The organism is uncultured Lacinutrix sp. (assembly GCF_947500325.1).
Lineage (GTDB): Bacteria > Bacteroidota > Bacteroidia > Flavobacteriales > Flavobacteriaceae > Lacinutrix.
In genome coordinates this window covers 200,263-215,945 of record NZ_CANMRQ010000004.1, presented here as the reverse complement: position 1 = coordinate 215,945, position 15,683 = coordinate 200,263, and the positions used below count along the sequence as shown (strand labels likewise).

Annotated in this window: 16 protein-coding genes; 11 read left to right on the top strand and 5 right to left on the bottom strand. The window is 31.1% G+C overall.

Going from position 1 to position 15,683, the window contains the following annotated elements:
* Positions 1-334: 334 nt before the first annotated feature.
* The 3 genes from Q0997_RS07455 to Q0997_RS07445 all read left to right on the top strand — a co-directional run bounded on the left by Q0997_RS07455 (position 335) and on the right by Q0997_RS07445 (position 4,564).
* On the top strand, positions 335-2,626 hold the full coding sequence (locus tag Q0997_RS07455; RefSeq protein ID WP_299886810.1) for a type IA DNA topoisomerase: 2,292 nt from the start codon (positions 335-337) through the stop codon (positions 2,624-2,626).
* A 51-nt stretch (positions 2,627-2,677) separates the two neighbouring features.
* The gene (locus Q0997_RS07450; RefSeq protein ID WP_299886808.1) at positions 2,678-3,253 is read left to right on the top strand and encodes a pseudouridine synthase; all 576 of its coding nucleotides are present in this window, start codon (positions 2,678-2,680) and stop codon (positions 3,251-3,253) included.
* Between the two features lie 75 nt (positions 3,254-3,328).
* Positions 3,329-4,564, top strand: a complete 1,236-nt coding sequence (locus tag Q0997_RS07445; protein WP_299886805.1) for a mechanosensitive ion channel domain-containing protein — start codon at positions 3,329-3,331, stop codon at positions 4,562-4,564.
* Between the two features lie 74 nt (positions 4,565-4,638).
* Here Q0997_RS07445 and Q0997_RS07440 read toward each other — a convergent pair whose 3' ends face one another.
* Together Q0997_RS07440 and Q0997_RS07435 are read right to left on the bottom strand one after the other, a co-directional pair.
* Positions 4,639-5,091 carry a cold-shock protein gene (locus tag Q0997_RS07440; protein WP_299886802.1) on the bottom strand — a complete coding sequence of 151 codons (453 nt, stop codon included), beginning with the start codon at positions 5,089-5,091 and terminating at the stop codon, positions 4,639-4,641.
* A gap of 104 nt (positions 5,092-5,195) precedes the next feature.
* Positions 5,196-5,885, bottom strand: a complete 690-nt coding sequence (locus Q0997_RS07435) for a hypothetical protein (protein ID WP_299886799.1) — start codon at positions 5,883-5,885, stop codon at positions 5,196-5,198.
* A gap of 384 nt (positions 5,886-6,269) precedes the next feature.
* Between Q0997_RS07435 and Q0997_RS07430 the strand changes: the two genes are divergently transcribed.
* Positions 6,270-6,404 (top strand): hypothetical protein, encoded by a 135-nt coding sequence (locus Q0997_RS07430; protein WP_299886796.1) that lies wholly within the window; start codon positions 6,270-6,272, stop codon positions 6,402-6,404.
* A 105-nt stretch (positions 6,405-6,509) separates the two neighbouring features.
* Positions 6,510-7,811 carry a dipeptidase gene (locus tag Q0997_RS07425; RefSeq protein ID WP_299886794.1) on the top strand — a complete coding sequence of 434 codons (1,302 nt, stop codon included), beginning with the start codon at positions 6,510-6,512 and terminating at the stop codon, positions 7,809-7,811.
* A gap of 10 nt (positions 7,812-7,821) precedes the next feature.
* Here Q0997_RS07425 and Q0997_RS07420 read toward each other — a convergent pair whose 3' ends face one another.
* Both Q0997_RS07420 and Q0997_RS07415 read right to left on the bottom strand, forming a co-directional pair.
* Positions 7,822-8,088 carry a DUF3144 domain-containing protein gene (locus Q0997_RS07420; protein WP_299886792.1) on the bottom strand — a complete coding sequence of 89 codons (267 nt, stop codon included), beginning with the start codon at positions 8,086-8,088 and terminating at the stop codon, positions 7,822-7,824.
* 27 nt (positions 8,089-8,115) lie between these two features.
* The gene (locus Q0997_RS07415) at positions 8,116-10,119 is read right to left on the bottom strand and encodes a dehydrogenase E1 component subunit alpha/beta (protein WP_299886790.1); all 2,004 of its coding nucleotides are present in this window, start codon (positions 10,117-10,119) and stop codon (positions 8,116-8,118) included.
* A 130-nt stretch (positions 10,120-10,249) separates the two neighbouring features.
* On the opposite strand from Q0997_RS07415, the gene Q0997_RS07410 reads away from it, so the two are divergent.
* The 6 genes from Q0997_RS07410 to Q0997_RS07385 all read left to right on the top strand — a co-directional run bounded on the left by Q0997_RS07410 (position 10,250) and on the right by Q0997_RS07385 (position 14,913).
* Positions 10,250-11,197, top strand: a complete 948-nt coding sequence (locus Q0997_RS07410; RefSeq protein WP_299886788.1) for a 2-oxoglutarate and iron-dependent oxygenase domain-containing protein — start codon at positions 10,250-10,252, stop codon at positions 11,195-11,197.
* Positions 11,198-11,264: 67 nt separating this feature from the next.
* Positions 11,265-11,591, top strand: a complete 327-nt coding sequence (locus Q0997_RS07405; protein ID WP_299886786.1) for a translation initiation factor — start codon at positions 11,265-11,267, stop codon at positions 11,589-11,591.
* A 5-nt stretch (positions 11,592-11,596) separates the two neighbouring features.
* Positions 11,597-12,538 (top strand): DUF1835 domain-containing protein, encoded by a 942-nt coding sequence (locus tag Q0997_RS07400; protein ID WP_299886784.1) that lies wholly within the window; start codon positions 11,597-11,599, stop codon positions 12,536-12,538.
* Positions 12,528-13,397 (top strand): nucleoside phosphorylase, encoded by an 870-nt coding sequence (locus Q0997_RS07395; protein ID WP_299886782.1) that lies wholly within the window; start codon positions 12,528-12,530, stop codon positions 13,395-13,397. Before Q0997_RS07400 ends, Q0997_RS07395 begins: the two co-directional genes overlap by 11 nt.
* 3 nt (positions 13,398-13,400) lie before the next feature.
* Positions 13,401-14,255: a substrate-binding domain-containing protein gene (locus tag Q0997_RS07390; RefSeq protein WP_299886780.1), complete on the top strand. Its 855-nt coding sequence runs from the start codon at positions 13,401-13,403 to the stop codon at positions 14,253-14,255.
* Between the two features lie 55 nt (positions 14,256-14,310).
* Complete coding sequence (locus Q0997_RS07385; protein ID WP_299886778.1) at positions 14,311-14,913, top strand: hypothetical protein; 603 nt, start codon at positions 14,311-14,313, stop codon at positions 14,911-14,913.
* A 6-nt stretch (positions 14,914-14,919) separates the two neighbouring features.
* On the opposite strand, the gene Q0997_RS07380 is transcribed toward Q0997_RS07385, so the two are convergent.
* The gene (locus Q0997_RS07380) at positions 14,920-15,585 is read right to left on the bottom strand and encodes a uracil-DNA glycosylase (RefSeq protein ID WP_299886776.1); all 666 of its coding nucleotides are present in this window, start codon (positions 15,583-15,585) and stop codon (positions 14,920-14,922) included.
* Positions 15,586-15,683: the final 98 nt, after the last annotated feature.

The following is a 15,683-nucleotide window of genomic DNA, read 5'->3' as shown; positions in this document are numbered from 1 at the left end:
TTAATTTATTGCTTATAAAAAAATCGAACTTATACTTTTGAAAGGTATAATTATTTTAAGTAGAGAAAGTACTATGTAGAAATCATATCCAATTATGCTTTTGGAATTTGTGGAAATACACAGAACAAAATATACACTTCTGATAAATACGACCGATCAATATTGAGGTGTTAATGCGGAGTTCTTTATTTCTGTGTCATAATAATAGTAATAAAACGATTGAATCTGTAGACTGCAATGAATTTTTAAATATATAGTTAATAAGTACTAATAAATCTGCTTCCAAAACAGTATTAAATCTCTTATTTTGCAAGCCTAAACTTGTAATGATTAAGTGAAAGTCTGTATTGCTGAAAAACCATCTGTTGCACGAGAAATTGCTGCTGTTCTAGGAGCCAACACTAAGCGTGATGGTTACTATGAAGGCAATGGATACGCAGTAACATACACATTTGGTCATTTGTGTACGCTTAAAGAACCAAATGATTATAAACCGTATTGGAAAAGCTGGGATTTAAACAACTTACCTATGTTACCAGAAAAGTTTGAGACAAAAGTGTCTAAAGACTCTGGTATAAAAAAGCAGTTTAACATAGTAAAAAGTTTATTTGATAAAGCAGATGTAGTAATAAACTGTGGTGATGCCGGCCAAGAAGGAGAACTTATTCAACGTTGGGTATTAAACGAGGCAAATTATAAAGGAGAAGTACAACGTTTATGGATTTCTTCGTTAACTACCGAAGCCATAAAAGAAGGGTTTAATAACTTAAAGCCTGCTTCAGATTACGATAATTTATATTATGCAGGATTTTCTAGAGCTATTGGAGATTGGTTACTAGGCATGAATGCCACACGTCTATATACTGTAAAACATGGTGGTTATAAACAAGTATTATCTGTAGGTCGAGTACAAACTCCTACTCTAGCTATGTTGGTTAATCGCTATAAAGAGATTGAAAATTTTAAGCCACAACCTTATTGGGAATTGCAAACTTTATATCGCGACACATTATTTAGTTATGAAGAAGGTCGTTTCTTAAATATGGCAGATGGAGAGAAACTTGCAAACATTGTAAAAGAGCATGACTTTGAAATTGTATCAATTACAAAAAAAGCGGGTAAAGAATATGCGCCAAAACTTTTCGATTTAACTGGCTTACAAGTCTATTGTAATACTAAGTTTGGTTTTTCTGCAGACGAAACATTAAAGATTGTTCAAAAATTATACGAACAAAAAGTTGTTACTTACCCAAGAGTAGATACTACTTTTCTTCCAAATGATGTGTATCCTAAAGTACCAGGTATACTTAAGAATTTGACTAATTATGCTTTGTTAACACAACCATTATTAGGTAAGAAACTTAAGAAAACAAAAAAGACTTTTGATGATAGTAAGGTAACAGATCACCACGCTATTATTCCTACTGGAGTGCAAATGAAATTGCAGTATAACCAACAACAGGTTTACGACATTATTACAAGACGTTTTATAGCTGTTTTTTATGACGAGTGTAAAGTATCTAATACAACAGTAATTGGCAAAGCCGAATCTGTTAACTTTAAAACAACGGGAAAAGAAATATTAGAAAAAGGTTGGCGTATCGTTTTTGAAAAACCAAATAGTCCAAAAAAAGAAACAGGCATTTTACCAACTTTTGAAAAAGGAGAAAAAGGCCCACATGAACCATCGTTTTTAGAGAAACAAACGAAGCCACCAAACCAATATACAGAAGCCTCGCTGCTACGTGCTATGGAGACAGCTGGTAAACAGGTGGATGATGATGAGTTGAGAGAGATAATGAAAGAAAATGGTATTGGTCGTCCATCAACCCGTGCAAATATTATAGAAACATTGTTTCGTAGAAAATATATTAAAAGGAATAAAAAACAAGTATTGCCTACATCTACAGGGATTCAATTAATCGATACAATTCAAAATGAGTTATTAAAATCGGCAGAATTAACAGGTAAATGGGAAAAGCAATTAAAAGATATTGAGAAAGGTGAATTTAATGCTGGTAGTTTTATTAAACAAATGAAACAAATGGTAGACCGTTTGGTTTATGAAGTACGTAGTGAAACTAAAAAAGCAAATATTTCTGCGGCAACAGCGAAACCACTACCAAAAAAGATAAAGACAGCAAAAACGTCTACAAATATTACGTCTCAAGTTTGTCCAAAATGTAAAACAGGTACTATTATAAAAGGGAAATCTGCTTATGGTTGCTCTGCATTTAAAAACGGATGTGATTTTATTTTGCCTTTTAAATTTAAAGACAAAACTATCTCTGAAAAACAATTTATCCGGTTATTACAAAAAGGCTCTACAGTAAATTTAAAAGGGTTTAAAATAGAAGGACAATCTATTGAAGGCTTAGTAAGATTAGATGATGCTTTTAAATTAAAATTAGAGCCCAAAAAAAACAAAACTGAAACTAAAGCTAACACAGTTAATACTTGTCCTAAATGCAAGAAAGGTGAAATTATTAAAGGTAAAACGGCTTATGGTTGTAGTGATTATAAAAATGGATGTGATTTTAGATTTAGCTACGATCTAATACGTGAAAAAGCTAACGGCAAGCAGCTTTCTAAAGATTTGGTTTATGCCATTTTAAATGGAAATTAACTTTTGCTATTTTAATTTGAGACAAAATCGACTTTTAAGCTATAGAACGTATTGAAAACTTTAGAACATAAGCATTTTAAAATCTACAAACCCTATGGAATGTTGAGTCAGTTTGCGAGTAATTCTACTCAGCAAAAACGAAAACGTTTTTTAGGTGAATTAGCCGAATTTCCTAAAGGTATAATGCCTATTGGTAGATTAGATGAAAAAAGTGAAGGCTTATTACTTCTAACTACTGATGGAAAAATGAGTAATTACATAAATTCTAGAGGTATTGAAAAAGAATATTATGCTTTAGTAGATGGTGATATTTCTGAAGCGCAAATAAAAGCATTACGAGATGGCGTAGAAATTGGTTTTGATGGTAAAAAATATCAAACAAAACCTTGCAAAGCTTTTAAATTAAATAAAAACCCCGAGCTTCCTGAACGATCAAAAAAGATTAGAGATGCACGCCATGGTCCAATATCATGGATTTCTATAACACTTACAGAAGGAAAATTTAGACAAGTACGTAAAATGACTAGTGCAGTTGGCTGTGCAACCTTACGTTTGGTTAGAGTAAGAGTTGGAGATATACATTTAGGAGATTTACAAATTGGAAGTGTTACTTCTATAGCATTGTAGTGTGTCTTAAATATTAATTTTCTTGTTTATAATTCATTTAATCGTTTTAGCTTTGCAAAAAAATCACCCATTGATATGAGCCGAATGACACATTGGTTTTACGACTATTTATTATCTGTCGGAGCTTCAGAAGTAACAGCAAAGTATTTAAATATGTTGGCGCTATTATTAGCCTTGTTAATAATAACGTTTGTTATAGATTTTATAGTAAGACGGATATTATTGAATGTGTTTAGCAGATTTGCCGCAAGATCTAAATCTAATTTTGATGATATTTTAGTTAAAAACAAAGTGCCAAGAAATATTGCGCATATTATTCCTTTAATTATTGCTTTAAAAGTAGTCCCGAGTGTGTTCTATGATTTTCAAGGTATTGAGAATGTTGTAGAAAAAGCATTAAAAGTTTTTGGTATAGTATTAGCATTATGGATTGCTAGAAGTGTTTTAAATACACTAAAAGATTATTTTAAAACCATACCTAGGTTAAAAGACAAACCAGTAGATAGCTATATACAGGTCTTTATGATTTTTGTTTGGATAGCTGGATTTGTGCTAGCATTCGCAATAGTAGCAGATATGTCTGTTTGGAAATTTATGACTGGACTTGGTGCTATTTCGGCCGTTATTATATTAGTTTTTAAAGACACAATTCTTGGTTTTGTTGCAAGTATTCAAGTTTCAATAAATGATATGGTACGTATTGGAGATTGGATTACATTCGAAAAATATGGAGCAGACGGCGATGTTATCGAAATTAATTTAGCAACAGTTAAGGTTCAAAATTTTGATAAAACAATTACTACTATTCCAACCTATGCTTTAATTTCTGAATCTTTTAAGAATTGGCGTGGTATGACTAATTCTGATGGTAGACGTATTAAAAGAGCATTAATTATAAAACAAAGTAGTATTAAATATCTAACCCCAGAAAAAGTAGACGCTTTAAAAAGTATTAACTTAATTTCAAACTATTTAAAGGAGAGACAAGAGAAAATAACAACTCATAATAAAGTACACGATATTGATAAAACGCTGTTGCTAAACGGAAGAAACCTTACTAATATTGGAGTTTTTAGAAAGTATATTGATGCTTATGTTAAGCAACATACAGGAATCAATAACGATATGATGATTATGGTTAGACAATTACCGCCAACTGCACAAGGTATACCTTTAGAAGTTTATGCTTTTAGTGCAGATAAAATATGGAAAAACTACGAATATATTATAGCAGATGTTTTCGATCATATTTTGGCAGCGGTACCTTATTTTGATTTAGAATTATTCGAATTACCTAGTGAGATTAGTTAATAAGAGTTAAGTTTTAAGCAAAAAAAAGCCTCAATTATACTATAATTGAGGCTTTTTATAAAGTATATATATAATTATATTTTCTTAACACGAACAGCATTTAAGCCTTTCATGCCTTTTTCTAATTCAAATTGTACCTTGTCATTTTCTGTGATTTCATCAATTAAACCACTAACGTGACAAAAATATTTTTCTTGGTCTTCGGCATCAATAATAAATCCAAAACCTTTTGAAGAATCATAAAATGAAACTTTTCCTTTTCTAATTGGATCTGGTTCAGGCATGTCCTCTTTTTTTGGAACACCTAAAACAATGTTATCTGCTTCAGTTTCAATTTTATCTTCTGGATCTGGTGGCGTATCTACCAAATTACCATTGTAATCTACATAAGCAAATTGGATACCATCTGTACCATTTTCCTCTTTTTGAGCCTTTCTGGCTTCCATTTTCTTTCTCTTGTCTTCACGTTTTTTAAGACGCTTTTTTTCTTTTTCTAATTTGTTAAATGTCTGTTGCGACTTTGCCATTCTTTTTTTTAATATAATTTAATAATTAACGGAATTGTTAATTATTTTTGTAAAAATACGATTTTCAATTGATTATCTAAAGGAAATATTGAAGTTTGGTATTCTTATTCTTTTTCAAGCACTACTGTAATTGTTGCTTTTACACCTGTAGCTAGGTTCCACTGGTTGTCTACAATGACATTTCCTTTAGGGTCAATAACCTTAAACTCTGCAGTGTTTGGGCCACTTGTGCCTTGATTTAATGCTTCGAAATCTATAACGTTATCACCAGGAGTTAATGTTAAAAAAAAGCCTTTGCTATGTGTTTCTAGTAATACTCTAGATTGCATAATATCTTTGTTTACATAAACTCTTATTAAATCGCCATCTGGAGCTTGATGATCTCTATAAATTACATTTACACGTTTTGCTCTTGTACTATATTGTCCTAAATACTGTGTAACTTCACTACCATTATTACGGCGTTCTTCTTCTGCTCTAAGTTTTAATGCACTTTTAAGTTGCTTTTGAAATAGCTCTGCTGGGTTTCTAAGTTTGTCATCATGAACCATTGAAAATTCTTTGCGTTTTGCAATTTTCATCTGTTCATCTTTTGATAGTGTTACTTTTTCTTTAGAAGTTTTATCTGGTTTTGCATCGCTCCTTTTAATAGGTTGCACAATTATTTCAGGATCTTCTTTAGGGTCATCAACAGCTTCTGCAGGAATAGCGATAGATTTATTTTCACTATCAATTTGTGCGCTTAAGCTAAGCACAAAAAAGAAAGTTAATAAAGTGAATAATCTAATTTTCATTTGCATATTTATCTATTTGACGAAAATAAACCAAAAACCATACCTAAATATTAAAATTTTATTAATCTCTTCTAAAAATAGCAAAAAAAATGTTAATCCTAGTATTTGTCTACTCTTCCACTCTATATAATTTAGTTTTTAAAAGTTAAAATTTGTTAAATTAGTACTTTGTATTGCATAGTACTGTAACAAAATGTTATTTGTGTCGTCTTTTAAGTATCAATCAAATATTATCAATCAAAAAACAAACAATCATGAGAACATTAAACACAAATCAATTAACAACAACTTTAAGAGGAACTAAAAGTAATGCATGGAACTCTAAAAGACGTTACAAGTAAAATTTAAAAATCAATCTATCAATCAATCAAAAAACTAGACGTTATGAAAGCAATTATTAATATTTTAAGGAAATCTAATAGAATTACTGATGACAGTTTATTTGTTAGAAGAGAAGTTTTGAGATTTAGTAATACTAAAGAAGCACTTTGGAATGGTGCAAAACGATATGCACATTAATTGTTAAATAACTTCTATTTAAGGCCAGTAAACCCATATTTACTGGCTTTTTTTATTCTTTATTGTTTTGTAACTTCACAAATAATAATAAATAATGTAAGAATTATGAAACCTTTTATTTTAAGTTTTTTTATTGCTATAGCTTTGTTTTCATGTAGATCGGAAGTGAAATCACAGATAGAAACAGAAGAACAACTATTAGAAAGAGCTAAAGTTATCCATGAACGTGTTATTACTTTAGATACGCATTGCGATATTAATATTAAGAACTTTACAGATTCTATAAATTATACACAAGATTTAGATACACAAATTACTTTGCCCAAAATGAAGTCTGGCGGATTAGACGTCGCTTGGTTTATTGTGTATACAGGGCAAGATACACTTACAGAAGATGGTTATAAAAGAGCATATGATAATGCAATTTCAAAATTTGATGCTATACATAAACTCACTAAAGATATAGCGCCAAATGCTATAGAATTAGCTGTTAATTCTAATGAGGTGCGCCGTATACATAAAGACGGAAAAAAAGTAGCGATGATTGGTATTGAAAATGGTTACCCTGTTGGATTAGATATTAAAAACGTTGAGAAATTCTATAATCTTGGTGCTAGATATATGTCCTTAGCTCATAATGGGCATAGCCAGTTATCTGACAGTAATACCGGAGAAGAAGACGATGTTTGGTTGCATAATGGATTAAGTGATTTAGGAAAAGAAGTTATAGTAGAAATGAATCGTGTAGGTATGATGATTGATATTTCACATCCGTCTAAAGAGGCTATTCGTCAAATGATAACGTTAAGTAAAGCGCCTATTATAGCATCTCATTCTTCAGCACGTGCATTGTGTGATCATAGTAGAAATCTAGATGATGAACAATTAGGTTGGATTAAAGAAAATGGAGGTGTTGTGCAAACGGTGGCATTCTCAAGCTATTTAAATGCTGAAAAATTTGATAAAATTGGAGCTATTAAAATGGAGGTTAGTAAACAGATTATTGATTCTATGGGCGTAAAATGGTTAGATCGTGAGGCGCAGAAAAAAGTATCTGCTGAAGAGCGAGAGGAATATTATGGTTATTTAGGAAAAATGGTTCCGATTCGTAAAGCGAAAATGGCAAAAATGAAAAACTTACCACCAGACGTAAATGTAGAAGATTTTGTAAATCATATTGATTATTTAATTCAAAAAATTGGCATTAATCACGTAGGTATAAGTAGTGACTTTGATGGTGGTGGTGGAATTCAAGGCTGGAGCGATGCCAGTGAGACTTTTAATGTGACATTAGAATTAGTAAAACGTGGGTATACCGAAGAACAAATTGAGAAATTGTGGAGTGGTAATTTACTACGCGTACTTGATGAAGTTGAGGCTGTAGCAAAAAAAATACAGGGTATTTAAACTGAATAATTTATTGCATGTATTTGTCAAAATTCTCAATATAATCATTAAGGTTTTCTTCTAACATTTTGCGATATTCAGTAACAAAATAATCTATAGTTTTTTGTTTAGATTTTTTCATTTCATTGGAGTTTTCAAATCCACATGCGCTAACCCAGGAGTTAAACCTAGCAATACTATACATCATAGAAGCACTAGTTTTACCTTTAGTAGTGTGTATTAATTGTTGATTTGATAAGTTTATATGCTCATCTGCTCTGTTAAAAAAAAGCATCATCAATTTTATTCATTGTTTGAAATTTATTTAATAAGCCATTAATTCTAGTAACTCACCTTCAAATTTATCTCGAGACAAATATTGATCTTCTAGCTCATTAATAAAAGGAATTGGTGTCTCTAGACTGGCAACACGTTTTACTGGCGCATCTAAATACTCAAAGCAATTTTCCATTATTAAAGCAGAAACATCACTAGCAATCCCACCAAACAACGAATCTTCTTGGAGTATAATAACACGTCCTGTCTTTTTTACTGAAGCATAAATAGTCTCAGTATCTAAAGGTTGTAGTGAGCGTAAATCAATTAAATCTGCATTAATATTTGTATGTTTATCTAATGCGTTAATTGCCCAATGAACTGCTGCACCATAAGATATAACTGTAATATCATCTCCTTCTCTTAGTTTTGCTGCTTTTCCTAAGGGTATTGTGAAATAATCTGTTGGAACTTCTTGACGAATACTTCTATATAAAGCTTTGTGCTCAAAGAATAGCACAGGATTTGGGTCATTAATAGCGGTTGCTAACAGGCCTTTAGCATCTTTTGGGAATGCAGGATATACAACCTTTAATCCTGGTGTTTTTGTAAACCATGCTTCGTTTGTTTGAGAGTGAAATGGCCCAGCTGCTACTCCTGCTCCACAAGGCATACGTAGAACAACATCTGCATTTTGGTTCCAACGGTAATGTGATTTTGCTAGGTAATTTACTACTGGATTAAAACCAGAGGTTACAAAGTCACTAAATTGTAATTCTACAACACTTTTAATGCCTGCAATACTTAGCCCCATTCCAGTTTCTATAATTGCAGACTCACAAATTGGAGTATTACGAACGCGGTCTTTTCCAAATGCCTCAACAAAGCCATCTGTTATTTTAAAAACACCTCCGTATTCTGCAACATCTTGTCCCATAATAACAAGATCTGGATGTTTTTCCATAGATTGTTTTAGACCTTCAGAAATGGAATCGATTAATCGAAGCTCCTTTGTTACTGTGTTTTCTTCAAACTTCTCATAGTCAAACTCTTGAAATACATCATTTAATTCATTGCTTATAGATGAAATTATTTTTTCTTCAGCATTAGTTTGTGTTAAATTAGTATCAATTTCAGCTTTAATTTGCGCTCTAAAAATATCGTCTTGTTTCTCTGTTAATATATCTTCATCTATTAAGAAAGCACGATAATTATCAATAGGATCTTTTTTAGCCCAAGTATCCATTAAATCTTGTGGTACATATTTTGTGCCACTAGCTTCTTCATGTCCTCGCATTCTAAAAGTCTTAAATTCTATTAATACTGGACGCGGGTTTTGTCGAATACTCTCTGTGATTTTAGATATTTTGGTATAGACTTCTAAAATATTATTACCATCAATAATGTGAGATTCCATGCCATAGCCTATGGCTCTATCTGCTAAATCTTTACAGTTGTATTGTTCTGTCGTTGGTGTAGATAAACCATAACCGTTATTTTCAATACAAAACAATACAGGTAATTGCCATACTGAAGCCACATTTAAAGCTTCATGAATATCTCCTTCACTAGTACCGCCTTCTCCTGTAAATACAGCAGTAACTTGTTTTTTATCCTTTAATTTACTAGCTAATGCAATACCGTCTGCAACACCAAACTGTGGACCTAAATGAGAAATCATCCCAACAATGTTGTACTCTTGAGTACCAAAATGGAATGAACGATCACGACCTTTTGTAAATCCATTGGCTTTTCCTTGCCATTGTGAGAATAAGCGGTTTAAAGGGATTTCACGAGTAGTAAATACACCTAGATTTCTATGCATTGGTAGAATGTATTCTTCCTTTTGCATAGACATAGTAACACCTACAGAAATTGCTTCTTGACCAATACCAGAAAACCATTTGCTAATTTTACCTTGACGTAATAAGATTAGCATCTTCTCCTCTATTAATCGAGGTTTTAACATGGCTTTATATAAATCTAAAAGAGTTTCGGTTTTTATTCCTCTTTTTGTGTATTTGATATTAGACTTCATAAGTGCTTCAGACATACTAAAAATGTTTTGTCAAATATAACATTATTGAATAAAAATCAATTATTCATATAAAAAATTATCAATTATTAAATATGCTATCTTTTCTTTACATTTGTATATAGAAGATTATAAAACAATAGTACAGATGACGAGCATTCCGAGTGTTAATTTAGAGGATTTTCTTTCAGAAGATTCAGAGAGAAAACAAAAATTCATAAATGAAATAGGTAAAGCCTATCAAGAAATAGGTTTCGTAGCTTTAAAAGGGCATTTTTTAAGTGAAAAATTAGTAGAAAGATTATATGGGGAGATAAAGAATTTTTTTTCTTTACCACTAGAAACAAAACAAAACTATGAAATCCCTGGAATTGGTGGACAACGTGGTTATGTGTCTTTTGGAAAGGAAAGTGCAAAAGGGAAAAAGGAAGGTGATTTAAAAGAATTTTGGCATTTTGGACAATATGTAGATGACGATCCGGAACGCGCTAAAGAATATCCTGAAAATGTTGATGTAAATGAATTACCAGCGTTTAATGAAGTAGGAAAAGAAACTTACCAAATGCTTGAAAAAACGGCTAAATATGTTTTACGTGCTTTAGCTTTGCATTTAGATTTAGAGGAAACCTATTTTGATAATTATATTCATAATGGAAATTCTATTTTAAGACCAATACATTATCCGCCAATTACAGAAGAACCAAAAGCTGCTGAACGTGCTGCTGCGCATGGCGATATTAATTTAATTACATTATTAATGGGAGCTCAAGGTCGTGGTTTGCAAGTGCAAAATCATGATGGCGAGTGGATTGATGCAATTGCAGAACCTGATGAGCTAATGATTAATGTTGGTGATATGTTGTCGAGACATACAAATAACAAACTAAAATCTACTATACATAGGGTAATTAATCCTCCAAGAGAGCTTTGGGGAACTAGCCGCTACTCTATTCCATTCTTTATGCATCCTATAAGTGAAATGAAATTAGATGTTTTAGATAGCTGTATTGATGATAATAATCCTAAACAGTTTGATGATATTACTGCTGGCGATTTTCTAAATGAAAGGTTAATTGAATTAGGATTAAAAAAATAAACAAATAGTTATACGTTTTCGGTATAAGCTATACTGAAAACGTATACTAAATGCTCCATGCATAATTATGGATTTAAAAGACCAATTAAAAAACCTGTTTCCTGATCACGAAGAAAAGGATGTCATTCCTGAAAAAGAAGACGCTTCTTTATGGATACAAGATGATCCTATTATTTGTAAATACGAAAAACGAAAAGGGAAACCTATTACGATTTTAGAAGGTTACACTGGTGCTACAGAAGATTTTAAAGCTTTAGCTAAAGAATTAAAACAAAAACTTAGTGTTGGTGGTAGTTTTAAAGATGATAAAATAATAATTCAAGGCGATTACCGTGATAAAATCATGGCAATGCTTAAAGAAAAAGGCTTCAATGTTAAACGCGTTGGCGGTTAATTTATATGACTAAACATATATTGAATATTAGCAATGGTTCTAGTCTAACAGCTGTTCTAGAAAAAGAAAACTATGAAGGTGAAATTGTGACTTGGCATGAAATGTTATGCGAAGGCCCAACAGAAAAAGATATAGATACAGATTCTTTTTTTGCTAAACGAAAAACATTTTTAGAGTCGGTTTATGGTGTTGAATATGATGAATCGAAAATTAAATCTGAAATTAAAAAACTAGACGAGGTTAATAACTACAAAGAAGTGATACTATGGTTTGAGTATGATTTATTTTGTCATATTAACCTTATTGCAGTTATTAGTCTTTTAAAACAAAAAGATATTAGAATACCAATAACTTTAGTTTGCAGTGGTAGAGTTGATCATGAACCAGATTTAAAAGGATTACCTCAATTAACGTCAAAGCAATTAAAAGAACATTTTAAATCGCGTGTAACATTAAGTGTTGATGATGTTGCTTTGGCTCAAAAAGCTTGGGATGTATACTGTGGAGATGATCATAATGAACTAAAACCATTAATTGTAAGGCCTTCAAATTTTATTTATCTAAGTAATTGTCTTAAAGCGCATTTAAAACGTTTTCCAGATACGCGTAGTGGATTAAGCACTTTAGAGTATAATATTTTAAAATTAACAAAAGAACATAAGGTTAAATCTCGTCATCACTTACTAGGTTATGCACTACATTACCAAGGCTATTATGGATTTGGAGATATTCAAATTAGTAGAATGATAGATGAGTTAAAAATGTTTTATGAAGAAGATGACAGTTCACTAACTTTAAACCGTAAAGGTCATTTAGCATTAGAACACCTCGAAAATTATAGAAAAGAAATGCAATCAAATTTTACATTTGGTGGTACAAATAAAAATCATTTTCAGTTTAATAAAAAGGAAAATCGATTGATAAGAAATACAATATATGCCCATTAAAGAATCAGAACTTATACTTAATCCAGATGGTAGTGTTTACCATTTAAACTTACGTCCAGAACATATTGCAGACACTATTATTACAGTTGGAGATCCAGATCGTGTAACTAGTGTTACTAAACATTTTGATACTATTGAATTTGAAACGCATAAACGAGAGTTTCATACTCAAACAGGTACATATAAAGGTAAACGATTAACTGTTATATCTACTGGTATTGGCACAGATAATATTGATATTGTGTTTAATGAATTAGACGCATTGGTAAATATTAATTTAAAAACTAGAGAAATTAACAAAACACTTAAAAGCCTTGATATTATTCGTATAGGAACATCTGGTGCTATTCAAAGTAATATACCAATCGATTCGTTTTTAGTAAGTGAATATGCTGCTGGATTTGATAGTTTATTACATTTTTATAATAGTGAAGCATTTCAATATAAAGACATATCAAAAGCATTAATAGCACATACCAATTGGTTTAAATCAAAATCCGAACCTTATGTCGTTACTGGTGACGAAACTCTATTTAATAAATTCAATACGTCGGAGACTGTTTCAGGGTTTACAGCTACAAATGTTGGTTTTTATGGACCGCAAGGACGGATTTTACGATTAGCAATTCAAGATAATGAGTTAAATAATAAATTAGCAAGTTTTAACTTTGAAGGTAGATCTATAACAAACTTAGAAATGGAAACTGCAGGTATTTACGGTATTTCAAAGTTATTAGGACATCGAGCCCTGTCAATGAATGCTATAATAGCTAATAGAGCTACTGGAGAATTTAGTGATAATCCAAAAGGTACAGTAGATAAATTAATTACATATACATTAACAAAATTAGTAGAGTAATTTATGAAAACCATTAACATTGGAGGTGTTCCAGAACATTTCAACTTAGCTTGGTATTTAGGACTTAAAAATGGAGAATATAAAGACGTAGGTATTAATTTACGATGGAAAGACTATTTTGGAGGTACTGGTGCTATGTGTAAAGGCTTACGAGATGGTGATATTGATATGGCTGTTATCTTAACAGAAGGTATTATTAAAGATATTATTGCGGGGAATAAAAGTAAGATTGTACAAATTTTTGTTGAAACACCATTAATTTGGGGTATTCATGTTGCTGAAAAATCAAAATACAAAGAGATTAAAGATTTAAAAGGTACAAAGGCAGCAATTAGCCGTTATGGTTCAGGATCTCATTTAATGGCATATATTAACGCGCAAAATAATGATTGGGATATAGAAAAAGATCTTGATTTTGAAGTTATTAAAAATCTAGATGGCGCTATTGAAGGCCTAACAGATGGTAAAGCAGATTATTTTATGTGGGAGAAGTTCACTACAAAGCCCCTGGTAGATAACGGTACGTTTAGACGTGTAGATAACTGTCCAAGTCCTTGGCCATGTTTTGTTATTGCCGTTCGAGAAGACTTTTTGAAATCTAATAGAGAAGACGTTAAAACAATTTTAAATATTGTAAACGAAACGACTGTAGAGTTTAAAAATATTCCAAGTATCGATAGAATGATTGCTAACCGTTATGAGCAGGAATTAGAAGATGTTCAAGAATGGTTAAGTTTAACCGAGTGGTCTCAAGAGAATCTATCTCGAGAAACAGTTGAGAACGTTCAAAACCAATTACTTGCATTAAATATTATTCCTGAAAAATACAAGTTTGAAGATTTAATTGAAAAATTATAAAGTTTACAACGCAACCATTTTTACTTTTTAACATCTACTATTAAAATAAGATGTTATGAAAAAATTAAAGCTTTTTAGTTTCTTTATTGTTATTACTTTATGTTTAACAAACACACAATGTCATAGAGATGATGATTACTATTCTCAAGAGTTTTATGTTGATAATAATCAACTTGTAGAAATTGATAATAATACAGTTAACTTCAATATTAATGAAAGCATTGTAATTGAAACAAATATATCTAACCAACAAACAACAGAAAGTGGTCAAGATATTTTATTAACAAATTATTATTATGAGGATTTTGATCCAAAAACCTATAGATATTCTTTAACCTTATATAAAGAAAACGCATTTGGAACCATATCAAAAATACCATTAACATTAGATAGTATATCTAGTATTGAGGGAGAAACGGCAGTTCTTAGTGGAAATGCCTATGTTAGTTGTATTTACGATGGCACTTCTTTTAAAAATAAATTTAGTATTAATCTTCCTGAGGCTGGAACTTTTTATTTAGCAAGTGAACGATTTCTTTCGGATAATAATGGGGAATTAAGAATTTCTGGTGGTATTTATGAATTGGGGAACGTAAATATAAACACAATCATTGTTAATGCTAATGCTAATGGTGCATACGAGTTTACTGTAAATTAAATAGAATTACCATATAATAGTATTTAAATTTTTATGTTTTAAAATAGCATTAGTCTTGCTAAAATGCTTATTTTCAAACCAATAACTGCGATTAGCACTTAATGGAGAAGGATGGCCAGATGTTAATATGTGGTGTTTTGAGCTATCTATCAACTTTGTTTTCTTTTTAGCAAATCCTCCCCAAAGAAGGAATACGACATTTTCTTTATTGCTACTAATGGTTTTAATAACGGCATCGGTAAATGTTTCCCATCCTCTTTTTTGATGACTTGCAGCTTCATGTGCCCTCACAGTTAATGTTGCATTTAATAAAAACACACCTTGTTTAGCCCAACGTTCTAAATTTCCACTTTTAGGATAGGCAATGCCTAAATCGGTTTCAATCTCTTTAAAGATATTTATTAAAGATGGTGGATGTGCTATACCATCATTTACACTAAAACAAAGTCCATTAGCTTGATTGTAATTATGGTATGGGTCTTGACCAATAATAACTACTTTTAAATCATTAAAAGGGCAGCTTTCAAAAGCATTAAAAATTTCTTTTCCAGGAGGAAAACACTGCGTGTTTTTGTATTCAGATTTTACAAATTGAACTAAATTTTTAAAATATGGTTTTTCAAATTCCGGCTCTAAGTATTGTTTCCAGCTATTGTGTATATCAACGTTCATATCTTTTTGTAAATCTCAATAAATTTCAGTGTAAAATAATACTATCTTTAGTCCTATTAAAAAATAATTACAGTTTTCTCATACAGCATTATACAAGT

Coding starts and splice junctions, on each gene's coding strand:
- Q0997_RS07445 (WP_299886805.1), top strand. CDS start 3,329: ATGAGCCGAATGACACATTGGTTTTACGACTATTTATTATCTGTCGGA.
- Q0997_RS07440 (WP_299886802.1), bottom strand. CDS start 5,091: ATGGCAAAGTCGCAACAGACATTTAACAAATTAGAAAAAGAAAAAAAG.
- Q0997_RS07435 (WP_299886799.1), bottom strand. CDS start 5,885: ATGAAAATTAGATTATTCACTTTATTAACTTTCTTTTTTGTGCTTAGC.
- Q0997_RS07430 (WP_299886796.1), top strand. CDS start 6,270: ATGAAAGCAATTATTAATATTTTAAGGAAATCTAATAGAATTACTGAT.
- Q0997_RS07425 (WP_299886794.1), top strand. CDS start 6,510: ATGAAACCTTTTATTTTAAGTTTTTTTATTGCTATAGCTTTGTTTTCA.
- Q0997_RS07420 (WP_299886792.1), bottom strand. CDS start 8,088: ATGATGCTTTTTTTTAACAGAGCAGATGAGCATATAAACTTATCAAAT.
- Q0997_RS07415 (WP_299886790.1), bottom strand. CDS start 10,119: ATGTCTGAAGCACTTATGAAGTCTAATATCAAATACACAAAAAGAGGA.
- Q0997_RS07410 (WP_299886788.1), top strand. CDS start 10,250: ATGACGAGCATTCCGAGTGTTAATTTAGAGGATTTTCTTTCAGAAGAT.
- Q0997_RS07405 (WP_299886786.1), top strand. CDS start 11,265: ATGGATTTAAAAGACCAATTAAAAAACCTGTTTCCTGATCACGAAGAA.
- Q0997_RS07400 (WP_299886784.1), top strand. CDS start 11,597: ATGACTAAACATATATTGAATATTAGCAATGGTTCTAGTCTAACAGCT.
- Q0997_RS07395 (WP_299886782.1), top strand. CDS start 12,528: ATGCCCATTAAAGAATCAGAACTTATACTTAATCCAGATGGTAGTGTT.
- Q0997_RS07390 (WP_299886780.1), top strand. CDS start 13,401: ATGAAAACCATTAACATTGGAGGTGTTCCAGAACATTTCAACTTAGCT.
- Q0997_RS07385 (WP_299886778.1), top strand. CDS start 14,311: ATGAAAAAATTAAAGCTTTTTAGTTTCTTTATTGTTATTACTTTATGT.
- Q0997_RS07380 (WP_299886776.1), bottom strand. CDS start 15,585: ATGAACGTTGATATACACAATAGCTGGAAACAATACTTAGAGCCGGAA.